The sequence below is a fragment of the Acetobacterium paludosum genome (genome assembly GCF_008086595.1).
Lineage (GTDB): Bacteria > Bacillota > Clostridia > Eubacteriales > Eubacteriaceae > Acetobacterium > Acetobacterium paludosum.
The window spans coordinates 1-16,126 of record NZ_RXYA01000003.1 but is presented as its reverse complement, the minus strand read 5'-3'; the positions used below and the strand labels follow the sequence as shown (position 1 = coordinate 16,126).

Annotated in this window: 12 protein-coding genes; 6 read left to right on the top strand and 6 right to left on the bottom strand. The window is 39.0% G+C overall.

Annotation, left to right across the window (positions count from 1 at the left end):
• Nucleotides 1-81: 81 nt before the first annotated feature.
• The gene (locus FZC41_RS03700) at nt 82-2,121 is read right to left on the bottom strand and encodes a glutamine synthetase III family protein (protein ID WP_207725053.1); all 2,040 of its coding nucleotides are present in this window, start codon (nt 2,119-2,121) and stop codon (nt 82-84) included.
• Between the two features lie 686 nt (nt 2,122-2,807).
• On the opposite strand from FZC41_RS03700, the gene glnA reads away from it, so the two are divergent.
• Complete coding sequence (glnA, locus tag FZC41_RS03695; RefSeq protein ID WP_148566050.1) at nt 2,808-4,136, top strand: type I glutamate--ammonia ligase; 1,329 nt, start codon at nt 2,808-2,810, stop codon at nt 4,134-4,136.
• A gap of 39 nt (nt 4,137-4,175) precedes the next feature.
• Nucleotides 4,176-4,751 (top strand): ANTAR domain-containing response regulator, encoded by a 576-nt coding sequence (locus FZC41_RS03690; protein WP_148566049.1) that lies wholly within the window; start codon nt 4,176-4,178, stop codon nt 4,749-4,751.
• A gap of 210 nt (nt 4,752-4,961) precedes the next feature.
• On the opposite strand, the gene FZC41_RS03685 is transcribed toward FZC41_RS03690, so the two are convergent.
• On the bottom strand, nt 4,962-5,651 hold the full coding sequence (locus FZC41_RS03685; RefSeq protein WP_148566048.1) for a DUF4956 domain-containing protein: 690 nt from the start codon (nt 5,649-5,651) through the stop codon (nt 4,962-4,964).
• 11 nt (nt 5,652-5,662) lie between these two features.
• Nucleotides 5,663-6,445, bottom strand: coding sequence for a polyphosphate polymerase domain-containing protein (locus FZC41_RS03680; protein WP_311135833.1), 783 nt, complete (start codon nt 6,443-6,445; stop codon nt 5,663-5,665).
• 587 nt (nt 6,446-7,032) lie between these two features.
• Here FZC41_RS03680 and FZC41_RS03675 point away from each other — a divergent pair.
• Together FZC41_RS03675 and FZC41_RS03670 are read left to right on the top strand one after the other, a co-directional pair.
• Nucleotides 7,033-7,812, top strand: coding sequence for a polyphosphate polymerase domain-containing protein (locus FZC41_RS03675; protein ID WP_148566047.1), 780 nt, complete (start codon nt 7,033-7,035; stop codon nt 7,810-7,812).
• A gap of 12 nt (nt 7,813-7,824) precedes the next feature.
• On the top strand, nt 7,825-8,514 hold the full coding sequence (locus FZC41_RS03670; RefSeq protein ID WP_148566046.1) for a DUF4956 domain-containing protein: 690 nt from the start codon (nt 7,825-7,827) through the stop codon (nt 8,512-8,514).
• 103 nt (nt 8,515-8,617) lie between these two features.
• Here the strand turns inward: FZC41_RS03670 and FZC41_RS03665 are convergent, their stop codons facing one another.
• Complete coding sequence (locus FZC41_RS03665; protein WP_148566045.1) at nt 8,618-10,156, bottom strand: sensor histidine kinase; 1,539 nt, start codon at nt 10,154-10,156, stop codon at nt 8,618-8,620.
• A 5-nt stretch (nt 10,157-10,161) separates the two neighbouring features.
• A complete protein-coding gene (locus tag FZC41_RS03660) occupies nt 10,162-10,833 on the bottom strand; it encodes a response regulator transcription factor (protein WP_148566044.1) in 672 nt (223 codons plus the stop codon).
• Between the two features lie 382 nt (nt 10,834-11,215).
• On the opposite strand from FZC41_RS03660, the gene FZC41_RS03655 reads away from it, so the two are divergent.
• On the top strand, nt 11,216-12,796 hold the full coding sequence (locus FZC41_RS03655; RefSeq protein WP_148566043.1) for an ASKHA domain-containing protein: 1,581 nt from the start codon (nt 11,216-11,218) through the stop codon (nt 12,794-12,796).
• A 110-nt stretch (nt 12,797-12,906) separates the two neighbouring features.
• Here FZC41_RS03655 and FZC41_RS03650 read toward each other — a convergent pair whose 3' ends face one another.
• Complete coding sequence (locus FZC41_RS03650; RefSeq protein WP_148566042.1) at nt 12,907-14,283, bottom strand: TrpB-like pyridoxal phosphate-dependent enzyme; 1,377 nt, start codon at nt 14,281-14,283, stop codon at nt 12,907-12,909.
• Between the two features lie 485 nt (nt 14,284-14,768).
• Between FZC41_RS03650 and FZC41_RS03645 the strand changes: the two genes are divergently transcribed.
• A complete protein-coding gene (locus tag FZC41_RS03645) occupies nt 14,769-15,923 on the top strand; it encodes a 3D domain-containing protein (RefSeq protein WP_148566041.1) in 1,155 nt (384 codons plus the stop codon).
• Nucleotides 15,924-16,126: the final 203 nt, after the last annotated feature.

Here is a 16,126-nt window from a genome sequence, read left to right as displayed (position 1 = left end):
ACGGATTAATCCGTAAGGCTGTTAAAAGAGGTGCTATCTAAAATAAAAGATAAGATATATAGTAATTTTTAACAGATGTTATTAAATGTAGAATAAAATATCTTCGTAATTTGGGTATGGCCAGTATTTCTTGCCAACAAGGCTTTCCAGTTCATCCGCAAATTTGCGAAGTTCTTCCATTGCGGGGATGACCTGATCACAGTAATAGGTGGCTTCAGCCTGAGCTGATGGGGTGTCCTGAGCACCGGCCAGGATTTTTTCGAGGTCGTCAATGGAACGGATGAATTTTCCGGACAGTTGGGAGAGTCGTTCGGCCAGGGTTGATTCAGCTGAGACATCAATGAAATCACCACAGGATTTTTTCGCCAGCAGGGTGTCGCAAACCTCTTTGGTGTAAGTGACGACAGCCGGTGAAATTTCACGTTTGGCGATGTTGAGCATGGTCAGGGCTTCAATGTTGATGGTTTTGCTGTATTCGTCTAGATGAATCTCATAACGGGACTGTACTTCCGTTGGAGTGTAAATATTGTGTCGGGCAAACAGTTTGACATTTTTTTCGGAAGCATATTCAGCTAAAGCTTCCGGTGTTGTTTTCAGGTTGGGAAGGCCGCGGCGGGCGGCTTCTTCAACCCATTCTTCAGAATAGTTGTTGCCGTTGAAGACAATCCGTTTGTTTTCCGTGATGGATTTTTGCAGCAGGGCATCCAGGGCGGTATCAAAATCATCGGCTTTTTCCAGAACATCGGCATAGTCGCAGAGAACGTCAGCGACTATGGTGTTAAGGGTAATGTTCGGCCCGGCGATGGACTGGTTGGAACCCAGCATCCGGAATTCAAATTTGTTGCCGGTGAAGGCAAATGGTGAGGTTCGGTTACGGTCCGTCGCATCCATGATCAGTTTGGGCAGGGTGCTGACACCCATTTCCAGCACGAGGTCTTTCGCTTCGGTAACCGGTTTGCCGGTTTCGATGGACTTCAGGGCGGCGGTCAGCTGTTCGCCGAGGAAAATGGAAACAATCGCCGGAGGGGCTTCATTTGCGCCCAAACGGTGATCATTGCCGGCGCTGGCAACGGTAATCCGAAGCATTTCACTGTATTTGTTCACGGCTTCAACACAGGCACAGAGGAAAAGCAGGAATTGTTTGTTGTTGACCGGATCATCTCCGGGAGTCAGCAGGTTTTCGCCGGTGTCGGTGGACATCGAAAAGTTGTTGTGTTTTCCGGAACCGTTGACAAAATCAAAGGGTTTTTCATGAAGCAGACAGGCCAGATCATGACGATAGGCTACCCGCTGCATGAATTCCATAACCAGCTGGTTATTATCCGTAGCAACGTTTGTATTGGTGAAAATAGGCGCCATTTCATGCTGGGAAGGAGCAACTTCGTTGTGACGGGTTTTGGAAGCAATGCCCAGTCGCCATAATTCCTTGTCGAGATCGGCCATGTAAGCGGCTACGCGGCCACGAATACGACCGAAGTAATGGGTTTCCATTTCCTGGCCTTTGGGCGGTTTTGCGCCAAACAGAGTCCGACCGGTGAGAATCAGGTCCTTACGTTCTTTAAACATGTCGCGTTCGATGAGAAAGTATTCCTGTTCAGCACCGATGGTGGTGGTTACTTTTTTCACATCGTCTTTGCCAAAAAGTTTAAGAATCCGAACAGCGTGGGTATCCAGGACTTCCATGGAACGCAGCAGCGGCGTTTTCTTATCCAGAATTTCACCGGAATAAGAACAGAAGACGGTTGGAATACAAAGGGTAGAACCTTTAATGAAGGCGTAGGAGGTGGGGTCCCAGGCGGTGTAACCCCGAGCTTCAAAAGTTGCCCGCAAGCCTCCGGAAGGAAATGATGAAGCATCCGGTTCGCCCTTTACCAGCTCTTTTCCCGAAAATTCCATAATCACCTTGCCATCTTCGGTGGGATTGATAAAGGCATCATGTTTTTCAGCCGTGACACCGGTCATTGGCTGGAACCAATGGGTAAAATGGGTGGCACCCAATTCCAGCGCCCAATCTTTCATGGCGTTGGCCACAACTTCAGCCACATTTTCTTCCAGCGGTAGATCCTCTTTCATTGTTTTAAGAAGAGAAGCGTAAATGTGCTTTGGCAGGCGCTTTCGCATGACACCTGAATTAAAAACTTTAGATCCAAAAATATCGGCTATATTTTCATGTGTAACATCTGGCACGTGAGTGTCCTCCTAAATTTGTATTTTGAATTATAAATCCCATGTATCATAATAGACAAACAGGGTATAAAAACCGGTGTGAAGTAAAAAAGGTGCCCTCAGAAGCGTATACGAACACTCCAAAAGCACCATTGCTATTTTATTTGTGTGGCAGTCACCACTTTTTAAATTGTGTTTATTATAGATCATGAAAAATATTTTGTAAAGAGAAATTTTTAAGAATTCAAATGTAAAGGTTATCAAGATACGGAAAAATTAAGGTTAATATAGCGTTTCTGATTCCTCAATTATCCCAATTATATAGTGTAGATAAGTTTAAAAGATGAAATCCTTATCATGCAGAATCATAAAAATAAAAATTGAATATCAAGTAGAAATGTGTTTTAATATAGAAAAAGTATAATGTATACAAAAAATTAAATAAGAACATTTATAAAGAACAATGGCGTTTGGTTCTCCTGAAAAATTTTAATTTCAGAGGGATTGATTTAGTATGTTCTTTTTTATTTTTCTTTATAAAGCTTATGTTATAATTGGAAAATATATAAGAGCTGGAATCGTTACTGATCCCATCGGAATAAGAATAATTAGGTACATAATTTAAAAAATGGAGGTATGAAATGAGCTTAGCGAAAAGAACCATTGATGCGATGGAATTTATTGAGGATAATGATGTCAAATTTATCAGACTTCAATTTTGCGATCTTTTTGGTCAGAATCGAAATATTGCAATTACACCGATGCAAATTGAACGTGCATTGAGCAGTGGAATTCCCTTTGATGCATCATTGGTAGTAGGATTTTCCGAATCCAATTATTCGGATTTGCTATTATGTCCAGATATCAGTACGATTCAAATTTTGCCCTGGAGGCCACAACAGGGCAAGGTTGCACGAATTATTTGTGATATCCGATATCCTAATGGAGATATTTTTGAATCGGATAGTCGTCGGATATTAAAAGAAACACTGGAACGTGCAGCTGCAAAGGGTTTTCAGTTTAATACCAGTGCTGAATGCGAATTTTATCTTTTTAAACAGGATGAAAATGGAGATCCCACAACCATACCAACCGATAAAGCTGGGTATTTTGATTTGGCACCCTATGATCGTGGCGAAAATACCCGAAGAGAGATTTGTCTGACCTTGGAAGATATGGGCTTTGAAATCGAAAGTTCACGGCATGAAGCAGGGCGGGGTCAGCATGAAATAGATTTTAAATATGATGATGCGCTTTCTTCTGCGGATAATATTATGACATTCAAAACGGTGGTAAAAACTGTTGCGCAACGAAATGGGATTCATGCGTCATTCTTGCCTAAACCACTTGTGGATGAACCCGGAAGTGGGATGCATATCCATATTTCATTGGAAAAAGACGGAATGAGTGTTTTTGAAAACAAAAACAATGTCCTTTCCGCGGAAGCCAAATATTTTATTGCTGGTGTTTTAGCTCATATTAAGGGGATAACTGCAGTAGCAAATCCACTGGTCAACAGTTATAAACGTCTGACGGGAGGTCAGGAAGCACCCCAACTTATTAGCTGGGGTGTTGGAAATCGCTCATCGCTCATTCGAATACCGACCTTGGCAGATAATTATTTTAGGTTTGAACTTAGAAGCCCTGATCCCACGTGTAATCCCTATCTAACCTTTGCCCTGATTTTAGAAGCAGGTCTTGAAGGCATTGAAAAAAAATTGCCGCTTATGGATGAGTTGGCAATGGGCGAGAACGAAATCATAAAAGACGTCAAAATAAATGAGAGTATTGAAGAACTTCCAATTACTTTAATAGAAGCCATTGCCGATATGAAAGCAGATCCCTTAATTAAAACAATTTTAGGTGAGAATTTGGCAAAGAATTACATTGAGCTTAAAACTCTTGAATGGATGGATTATATAAAAACCGTTCATCCCTGGGAAATTGATCGCTACCTGTCGACTTATTAAATCAACGAATTAAACTAAAAGGGCAGGAGGTAAGAAGGTTTGAGCAGTGTATTGTTAGTATGTAAACAAGATGACGTAATCCGAGTACTTGCCGATGTTTTACGCCCAATGAATTTTCAATTAATTGATTCAGCAACATCTGCTGGAGAGGGGCGTCGTCGGCTTCAGGAAATAGAGTATGATCTAGTGATTGTGAACACCCCTTTAGGTGATGAATTTGGCACTGATTTTGCTATCGATATTTCAGAAAAATTCATGGTTGGGGTTATACTCATTGTGAAAAGTGATTTAGTAGATAGTATCGAAGAAAAACTCGTTGATACCACGGCTTTTGTTATACCGAAGCCATTTAATCGTCAATTGCTTGTTCAAAATGTACGCTTTGTCTGTCAGTCGCGGGAAAAGTTCCAACGGTTGCAGAATCAGAATAGAGAGCTAAAAGCAAAATTAGATGATCTTAGTATTGTTTTTCGGGGGAAGTTATTTCTGATGGAATATCTGAATTTGACAGAGGATGAAGCCCATCGTTATATTCAAAAAAAGGCAATGGATATGAGAATATCTCCGAGAAAAGTTGCTGAACAGATTATTAAAACCTATGGTAAAAAAGCATAAATGATGTTCCAATAAAAGAATGTCCGAATTGATTTTTTTATGTCAGTTTGAATTTTGTTAATAAAATAGAAAAACAGCACCCTCTATGAAATTGAATGTAGCCATAGGGGGTGCTGTTTATTCAGTGATGATGTCGGTTGGGATGGTAGTGTACCATATTATACATACTGATAAAATACCAACAATAATTTTTATCCAAAAACTGAATTTTTAAATGTAAATCTTTTCGTTAATGATTTCAGTGTTTAATACAATACTTAAATTTCCGTTCCGGCATCGTAATTTATCAATGAATTCTTTTTGATTAATATCTTCCTTTAAACACAAAGTATAAACAATTTCAAATAGCGCACCGAAATCACAAGTTTTTACCCGTTGAACTTTGTAGCTCTGGGTATATTGCAGCAAGATATCATCAAAGCAATCCTGATAGTCCAGATCTTCCGGTATGGTAATTTTAAGCTGCATGTTGCGAGTTTTAGGTTTAGCATATTTTGTTGTGCTGAGAATGACCATGAGAGTACAAAGTATGATGGCAAAGATTATGCCATAAGCGATGTAACCCATGCCGCAGGCGAGCCCAACAGCCAGGGTAAAAAAGACATAGGAAATATCGATGGGATCGCCGGGTGCGCTTCGAAAACGAATCAGACTGAATGCTCCGGCTAAACTAAAAGCGCGGGCAATGTTATTACCAACTAATAGGATAATAATGGCAATGATAGCCGGGAGCATAATCAGTGTTATGGTGAAGCCGGGTGAATAACCGTCTTTCCCCTGGGTTTTAATGTAAACGATACTGATAAATAAACCCATGATTAAGGAAGCAAAGATGACATTCAAAGTTGTGCTTAAAGTTAGGGTATCGGTAAGCGTTGATGCAAAAAGCGTTTCTAACATTATATTCTCCTTTAGTTGCCGATGCAGTATTTTAATTCGGTATTGTCGGAAATGGGCATGTTGATGATTTTGGCCAGGCTTTGTCTGCGGTATTCTGTATACGCGTTGCCGTATTTTGAAAAGCTGGAGCTGTAAATTTTTAAGCTTGACAGCACATGGGTGAGCCATACGGGAATCGCACCCAAAATCTTTATTTCCATAATATAACCGTCTTTAGGCAAAAGTTGATTTCCAAAGTCTCCCTTTTCTAAAGAAAGATTGTTTTGCCGGCTTTTTATATTATAATCAAAAGTTACCCGGAATTCCGGATCGTTTTTCCCCAAATAGGCGCTGCGTTCATAACTGATATAGGCTTTGGGTTCAATGATGTGATGGTCTAAAAAATTATCAATTTCTTCAAGAACCAGGCGATTAATAGCGTTGGTTTCCAATGGGTATTCTCTTTTTGAGATGAAACGGTTGGCTTCATTCAGGGTCATGGTGGCCCGACGTTTGCTGACAATTCCGCCTATTTTCTTTTTTAATTCCAGAAAGACCTTGTCATCAGATGAAATTGGAATGGCATAGCTGCGGAGACGAAGTTTTTCTTTATAGTAGGGCTTCGAAAGGGAATGCCGTATAATATCGTAATTTTCAGTGTCAAAATAGATATTATAGATCGAATAGCTGTCATTTTTTGATGTATAACTATCCGGTACCATTTCTGTTAAAAGAATGGGCAGTAGTTGTTCAAACTGAGATTCATTTAATTGAAATTTGTTTTCATAGCGTTTAAATGTTTTTGTAATCATCATGAGCCTCCAAATATTTTATTTTTACAAAGGCAAAAATCCAAACGAGCACTTGCACTAACTTGGTAACTACCTGTGAAGTACAGAAAAAATCGGGTTATGAGTTTTTCTGTGGCTGTCTTAGGTATTAGTATACAAGAGCAATTTGTTAAGTGTTTGTTAAATTTGTGTTTTTTTTGTGAATATTGTATAATAAATGCACGAATAAGTTTACATCACAGATTTTAGACAAATTCACAGAGTTAAATCAAAATCAGTGGAGTCAGGGAAAATCAAGACTGATCAGAAGAATACAACGGTCACTATCAGAGGAAAAGGAAAAAAACACGAATCTATTTCTTATGACAAAAAGATGATGCTTTTATTCTCGTTTGGCTGGGCTAACGTAAGAATATAGCTGATCGCTGCGTTAAAAAATGATGAAATAAAGTTTAAGGTGTTATCTGAAAATAGTGAAGTAATAAATTGATCATATTTATTGAAGTTATCTGGATTTTGAATAAGTGAAGTATTTCAAGCGGTTTCGCTTTTTATTGTAGAATGTAAAATTTATTATTTACTTAAAAGACTTAAATATTTGGAGGATCATAATGATCACAACAACATTTAAACGCTATGAAAAAAAATATCAGATACATGAATTTCAACTTAAACAATTGATGCCCATACTTTTAGCGGAAATGATGCCAGATGATTTCACATTAAAGAATAATGGCTACTCGATTTATAATATCTATTTTGACACTGAAAATTACGATATTATACGGCATTCCCTTTCGAAGCCCTACTATAAAGAAAAACTTCGTCTTCGCAGTTACGCCATTCCATCTTCTCCCGATGACAAGGTCTTTCTGGAATTAAAAAAGAAAATAGGCGGAATTGTCAGCAAACGCCGGGCCACCATGACCCTGAATGAAGCCAACCGTTTCATCTCAAAAAGAGAATACCCATTGGAAACCAACGCTATTAATCGCCTGGTTCTTGAAGAAATTGATAATTTTTTAGACCATCACGTCATTGAGCCCAAAGCCTATATCAGCTATGATCGCATTGCTTTTGTTGGGAAAAACGATCCGGAATTCCGGGTAACTTTCGATTGCAACATCAAAAACCGTCAAAATAATCTTTCTTTAGAAGAGGGAGACTTTGGAAATCAACTTTTGCCTAAAGACGGTTATATTATGGAAATAAAGATTTTGGGTGCGATTCCCGTATGGCTCACCCATGCGCTGTCAAGCTTAAAAATTTACAGCTCCAGCTTTTCAAAATATGGCAACACGTATAAAGAATACCGCAGACAAAGCCTGGCCAAAATCATCAACATGCCCATTTCCGACAATACCGAATTAAAATACTGCATCAGCAACTAAAGGAGAATATTTATGTCAAAAATACTTTTTGCATCAGCGCTTACCGATACTCTGAGCGTAGGATCAACTTTGAAAATTATCTTTACGTCCTTAATTATGGGTTTGTTTATCAGTGTGGTTTATATTAAAACCCAGGGGAAAGACGGTTATTCACCCGGCTTCACCATAACACTTATCATGCTCCCGGCGATCATTGCCATCATTATCTTGCTCGTCGGCAACAATATTGCCCGCGCTTTTAGTTTAGCCGGAGCATTCAGTCTGATTCGTTTTCGAAGCGCCCCCGGCGATCCCATCGATATTTCCTATGTCTTTTTCACCCTGGCTGTTGGGCTCGCCTGTGGCATGGGTTACATCGCTTATGGTGTACTATTTGCCATTATACTTTGTATCGTCATGGTTATTCTCAGCACAACAAAATATGCTAAACCTAAAACTCGCAACATGCAGCTTAAAATTACCATACCGGAAGATCTGGACTATCAGGATTGCTTTGATGATATCTTGCTGCAATATACCCAGAGCTACAAAGTTCAACGGGTAAAAACTTGTGATTTCGGTGCGCTATTTGAAATTGTTTATACTTTGTGTTTAAAGGAAGATATTAATCAAAAAGAATTCATTGATAAATTACGATGCCGGAACGGAAATTTAAGTATTGTATTAAACACTGAAATTAATAACGAAAAAGTATATATTTAGAGCTGCTAAAATTTATCTTATGACGCACGTTGAGGCGGATACCCAAATTGGGTGTCCGCCTCAACGCATAATAAGGATATTGGCAAGTCATAAAAAGAAGGTTTTAAATTCTAAAGGAAAACCAAAAAACTGAGCCTTCATTTATTTTTGAGGTAGCACCATAATCGCCGCCATGCATGTCGATGATAGATTTTACAATGGACAAGCCCAGACCGGTTCCTGTGACCGCCCGTTTATGGGTTTTATCTACCTTATAATAACGTTCCCAAATGTAGGGCAGATCTTCAGCGCTAATCCCTTCTCCGGTATCGGCAACTTCTATTTTAACCCACTCATTTAAAGCATCTTCAGGATTCTTATAAGTACTTTGGGTGACAATAACTTTTTTATTGGATCCGGTATAGTTAATGGCATTTATCAATAGATTATAAAACACCTGGGAAATCCGTGTTTCATCAGCATTAACAGTTAATTCATGATCTGGTTCAAAGCTAATGTTGTAACCGTCCTTTTCCATCAACTTATTCATGCGGTTGACGGTTTCCTGGATGCTGGAGGTAAAATTGTAACGCTGCGGACAAATCGTATTATTGCCAGATTGAAGCTTCGAAATATCCATGACATCATTAACAAGGGTCGTGAGTCGTTGTGTTTCATCCACGATGATTTGAGCATTCTCTGAATTGTTTTCATCTGGCAAATCCCGCATGGCTTCTGCATAACCACTAATTAGGGTTAAAGGTGTTCGGAGATCATGTGAGATGTTTGCAATCAATTCCTGACGCAAATTTTCGACCTTGGAGAGCTCTTTGGCAGTATAATTAAGTGTGGTTGAGAGCTCAGTAATTTCTTTGTAGCCTCCTCCTTCAAAACGGGTGCTGTAGTCTCCGGTTGCCAGCATTTTTGCACTATTATTAATCGCTTCAATGGGTTTTGATATCCATTTTGCAATAATAAGTGCCAAAATAACCGAAAATAGAATCATAACAGCGGTGATGTAATACAGCTGTACGCGAAGGGTATTAACCGTAGCATTAACGGGAGAAATAAGCGAAGTAAGAACAAGGGTTAAATCATTATTGTTTCCATCTTTAATGATTTTAGAATAAACAATGGTTTCTTGATCACCATGAGATTTATTTGGAACCGGTGTTAACTCATCAAGTTCTGGAGTGGAATCAATCGTATTAGGAACATTATCTGCAGTGCTGGTAGTATCATCTGTAGTCACATTGTGTTTATAATACTGAAAAAGTTCACCACTATTATTATCGACTTCTGAAGAAACTGAATTTTCAGCAAAAGTTGAAGAATTATCATGCAGAACGTGGGATGAATAAAGAATCGCTCCGGTGCTCGACAAAACTTCAATATTGATATCATTGCTGAGGGTAATATTGGAGATAATGGTTTCAATATTGTCGTTATTAATGTTTTTTTCAATGGTTTTTGCTGAAGTCTTTATTTCATTAACTTTAATGTTCTTATAAAAACTATCTAAGAAAACAACCTGAAAAAGCCAAAGCAAAATTAGCAGAACGCCGCAGAAACCCAACAGGAAAAGAAAAATTTTCCATTTTATGCTGATATGATTCAGTTTATTTTTTGCTTTATTGTATGTAGATTTATTGTTCTTTTTCAATGGATTCAACCTTCAAATCGATAGCCAACCCCGCGAAGAGTTGTAATCAGCCCAGCATATTCGCCCAGACTTTTTCGCAGCAGTTTAATATGGGTATCGAGAGTGCGATCATCGCCATAAAAATCATAGCCCCAAACTTCAGTAATCAGTTTTTCTCGCGTAAGGGCAATATTTTTATTTTGGATAAAATAAAAGATCAGATCGAATTCTTTAGGTGACATATCGATGTTTTCATTATTAATAATGATTCGTCTTGCAGTAAAATCAGCTAAAAAACCGTCTTTTTGAAAGAGCTCATGTTCAAGGGACTTTTTCTTAGTCGTTCTTTTCATGATGGCATCAATACGCATCATCAATTCTTTTGGTGAAAAAGGCTTAACAACATAATCATCAATGCCTAATTCAAACCCATGGATTTTATCATATTCTTCACCTCGGGCTGAAAGCATTAATACTGGAGTATCCTGGCTTTTCCGAATTTCCCTGACGGCGGAAAAACCGTCTAACTCAGGCATCATAACATCCATTATAATAATATCGAAATTCTCTTTGCGACATAATTCAACAGCTTCCATACCAGTTGAGGCCTCCACTGCTTGATGACCCTCAAAAATCACATATTTCTTTATTAAAGTTCTAATTTTATCTTCATCATCGGTAATTAAAATTTTATACATTCATTTCACCTCTTTGTACTATTATAATATAAATAGAGTAATATTACTAAGTGTTTATTAAGTGAACAGGTTATGATTAATGGCTGAAAAATTATTATTTTAATGAAGACAACAGGAAAAATGAATGGTTGAGGTTGCCTGATGATTTTCTGGAAACCACGAGAAGTTCGGATCAAATACTTCTTATAGTTGATATTAATTCAAAAATAATTCATATAAGTACAGAATAATATATACAAGTAATGTTTTATTATGTTAAACTTACTATCATGAAATTTTTAATTAAGAATAATTCTTCAAGAGGTAAAAATAATTGTATTCAGATAAATCGTTGAACGGCTGGATACACGATAAGAAATAAAATTATACAGATGAGGTATTTATGGAAAAATTCAGAGAAAAAGCACTAACCAGAAAGATTTTTCTAAAACTTTCGCCGCCAGGTGATGGAGATATTATTGGAGATAAAGAGCGAATTATTAAAGCTTTGAGCCAGGAATTTGGAAAAGTCAAATTCTCCTATCAGATGTTAAGAACGATCTATCCTTTTTGTCGAGAAGCAAATTGGGAAATGACACTAACCCTTATAGAAAACGAGAAAGTTTGGGAGATCATCAGACTGGAAGCAGGTGATCGTACCGATTATCATTATGGTATCGCTGTAGACTTGGGGAGCACAACGGTTGCGATGGAAATAGTTGATCTGAATACCGGAGCTGTTCTTGGCCAAATGAGTGTTTTTAATCATCAAATTAAGTTTGGTGATGATATTTTAAGTCGTATTTTTTATACTAAAGGAAAATGTAGCCATTTAAAGGAAATTCAGAAAAGCACCATTGAAACGTTCAGTGAATTATTGAATAGTTTAAAAGAAAAAACGGGTATTGATCCTAAAGAATCTTATATTATGGTTGTTTCGGGAAATACAACAATGATTCACTTTTTATTGGGGATTGATCCATGGCCTATTTTTCAGTATCCTTTCGCACCAGTTTTTAATCATACTGGTTTCATGAATGCCAGGGATTTGGGGTTACCCGTAGAAGGCGTCGTTTTTTGCATGCCATCAGTCGCCAACTATTTAGGTGGCGATACCGTGAGTGGGTTATTGGTTGCAGGGCTTCATGAAAAGGAAGAGTTGGGTTTGTTTATAGACATTGGCACCAATGGCGAAATGGTGTTAGGAAATAAAAGCTTCCTTTTGGCAGGCGCCGGTGCAGCTGGACCGGCCCTGGAAGGCGCGATCAGTAAAAATGGGATGAAAGCGAGTAGCGGTGCTGTTGACAGCGTTATAATAGAAGAGAACCAGTTAAAACTGACAACGATAGCCGGCAGTAAACCCCGGGGTATTTGCGGATCGGGGATTGTGGATCTTTTAGCCCAGATGCTGTTAAATGGATGGATTGATTTTTCAGGGCGGTTTAACCCCGAGATATCAAAGCGAATTATCAAAATAGATGGAGAATACGGGGTTGTATATGCGTGGCAGGAAGAATCTGAAAGTAAAGAGGAACTGGTCTTTACGCAAACAGATATCGGCCAGTTCATTGATGCCAAAGCGGCTGCAAATACCATGGTTGCTTATCTCCTGGAACGATTGGGAGTGGAAGCATCTGAGGTTCAACGCGTGTATGTCTCCGGCGCATTTGGCACGTACCTCAATTTGGAATCAGCGATCACCATTGGACTTTATCCTGACTTGCCAAGGGATAGATTTGTTTCATTGGGTAACAGCTCGCTAAACGGTGCATATGCACTTTTGATAAGTGCTGAAAAAATGGATAAGGTTCAAATGCTTCAGGAAAAGATAGAATATTTAGAGTTTGGGGCAGCTTCAGATTTTTTAACACGAATGTTTGCCGCTCGGTTTCTGCCGCATACGGATTTTGATTCCTATCCTACAGTTAAAGCGGAACTAATAAAACGGGGGAGATTGCGTGACATAAAAAGAGACAGTAAATAAAACTGTCCTGGAGACAATTGATGTTACTCGTGTCTCCAGGACTTACTTTTTGTACTTTCGCAATAGTCAAAATATTTCAATTAATATGGGTGAGGTTAATATGAGCGTCTTTATTTTTTCTGTTCGATTTTCGGAAGGCTGTCAAATCCCTTTTGCAAATCTTTATCCGTCGGAATATAGTCAGTCATGGTTCCGGCATTGTAGCTGGCATATGCAGTCATGTCAAAATAACCGGTTCCGGTCAATCCGAAAATGATGGTTTTTTTCTCGCCGGATTCTTTGCAGGCTAAAGCTTCATCGATGGCGGCCTTAATGGCGTGGGAAGATTCAGGGGCTGGTAGGATGCCTTCAATGCGGGCAAATTTAACGGCAGCTTCAAAAACGTCATTTTGCACATATGATTTTGCGCGAATGTATCCTTCATGATAAAGCTGAGAAATAATGGGGTTCATCCCGTGGTAGCGCAATCCCCCGGCATGGTTGGGAGAAGGCATAAATCCGCTGCCCAGGGTATACATTTTAATCAGAGGAGTTGTTTTTCCGGTATCACCAAAATCCAATGCATATTTTCCACGAGTAAGGGAAGGGCAGGAAGCCGGTTCGACGGCAACAAAGTCGATGTCATTTTTCCCTTGAATTCTATCTGCCATAAACGGTGCGATGAGACCCAATAAATTGGAACCGCCACCGGCGCAGCCAATGATGATGTCAGGTTTAATGCCATATTTGTCACAGGCGATTTTTGTTTCCATACCGATGATGGACTGGTGAAGTCCGACATGGTTCAATACACTTCCTAAAACATATTTGCAGTTATCGGTTGTCACGGCAACCTCAATGGCTTCGCTGATGGCACAACCCAGGGAACCATTGGTATCAGGGGTTTCTGCAAGAATTTTTCTTCCAGCCGCGGTGGTATTGGATGGTGAAGCAATAACTTTAGCGCCATAAGTTTCCATGACTGCTCGACGATGAGGTTTTTGTTCAGCCGATACTTTAACCATATAAACAGTTAAATCCAGATTATAGTAAGCACAAGCCATGGATAGAGCCGTTCCCCACTGTCCGGCACCGGTTTCGGTAGTTAAACAAGTTAAACCCTGTTTTTTTGCATAATAAGCTTGAGCGGCAGCAGAATTTAGCTTATGTGAACCAGATGTGTTTGTCCCTTCATATTTATAATATATTTCCGCAGGTGTAGCTAATGCTTTTTCTAAACAATAGGCTCGAACAAGAGGCGAGGGACGGTACATTTTATAGAAATCACGAATTTCTTCCGGTATTTCAATATATTCATCGGTTACATTGAGTTCCTGATCCACAAGCTCCTCGCAAAACACCGGGAGAAGATCTTCTTTGGTGCAATATTCGCCGGTTGCCGGATTAACAAAAGGTTCAGGCAGTGTTTTCATTTTTGAACGGAGATTGAACCAGTATCTGGGCATCTCATCTTCACTTAAATAAATCTTGTAGGGTATCGTTGCCATAATAATACTTCCTTTCTATTTCCTTATTATATTTAAACAGAAACCTGTTTATGGGAAAACAAAAAACTCATCCTCAACAAAAATGTAAAGGACGAGTTTGATTACTCGTGGTGCCACCTTTTTTTACAGGAATAAAACCTGTCTCTGCAGAATACGACTATATTCCTCAACACTTACGTAGTTGTCACGTCATGAAATACTCAGTTAACACCTTTGATCATGCCCTCAGCGGTCCATTTGATGAATTGCGTACTGTGAGGTTCTCACCAATCCTCATTCTCTGGAAGTGCATTTTTCACCGTTATCTCCGCATCAACGGTTTGAAACTATTTATAATGAATTTCAGTTTAAAGTAAAATTCAAGAAATGTCAATCAAAAAAATCTAATCTTGACAAATATTTAGAAATGAAGTACAATTATTTTGTAAATAAATTGTAACAAAAACGAACTTTAATGCAATCATAAAAATGGAAACGGAGGTTTTATGGAAGAGAAACATACAAAAGGCCTTACAAAAGGGAAAAAATCAGTTCTTAAACTAGGAATGACCGGTATTATCGTAACATGCATAATTGGAACAACCTGTTCTTTTGCTTTTGCTAAAGAAGTGACCGTGAAGATTGGTGATACTGAAAAAGTAATGAGTGGCAGAATTTATGAAAATGTGGGGGATGTTCTTAAAGATAACGGAATTGAACTCGGAGATGATTATTCAGTTAGTGTCGATACCAATACCGCATTGTATGCAGTTGATAACATTGAAATAAAAGCCAAAGTCAGTGGAAATCTTTTAGTTGATGGAGAAACGATTGCTTATCAGACGGATGCAGAAACCGTGGGAGACTTACTGGAAGAGAATAATATTGAACTGGGAGATCTTGATCGCGTTGAGCCATCAAAGTCAACAGCATTGAAAGATGTGAGTCAGGTTAAGGTGGTTCGTGTTAAAGTATCAGAATTGCCAAGTTTGCAGACAGTTGCTTATACAACTGAGAAAAAAGATAATCCTGATTTAGAAGTTGGAAAAACAAAAGTTGTTCAGGTAGGCGTTAATGGAACAACCAGTCAGGTTGAACGAGTTCTTTATGAAGATAGCATTGAAAAAAAGCGGGAAGTTGTTTCTCAAGCAATTGTAACAGAACCAATTAAGGAAATAATCGAAGTTGGTACAAAAGCGACCGCTGTTGATGCCACACCGGCAGTAGCGCCAACACCGGCAGTAGCGACAACACCGGCAGCAACGACAACACCAGCAGCAGCGACAACACCAGCAGTTGAAACTCCTGCAGTCGTTGAAACACCAGCAGTAGAAACGCCAGTAGCAGAAACACCGTCAGTAGATACAACGACAACCATTCCTGCAGGCGCAGTTCAGACAGTCTTAAATTGCACAGCTTATACTGCAACAGGAAATGCAACCGCATCAGGTGTGATGCCAACAGCAAATCATACAGTAGCGGCATGGAGCGGATTACCACTTGGTACTAAGATCTATATTCCATCAACGGGGATAACATATACAGTTGAAGATCGTGGTGGTGCTGTTACCGAGGGGATTGTTGATATTTACATGAATACCTATAATGAATGTATTCAGTTTGGCCGCCAGAATCTGGAAGCTTATATTATTTATCAATAAGTAAATTAAAAAAGAAGATACTTTCGTATCTTCTCAGACTGAAGACAAAGGTCAGGGAAACCTGGCCTTTTTTAGTTTATTAGACTTTAGTCTGTTTCATTCGCATAGCGAATGAAACAATAAACCACCTGCTATGCGGGTGGTGGGTAAAAGGTTATACCCAAAAATCACCTTTCCAGATAAGATAGAGATGTTCAGGCTCT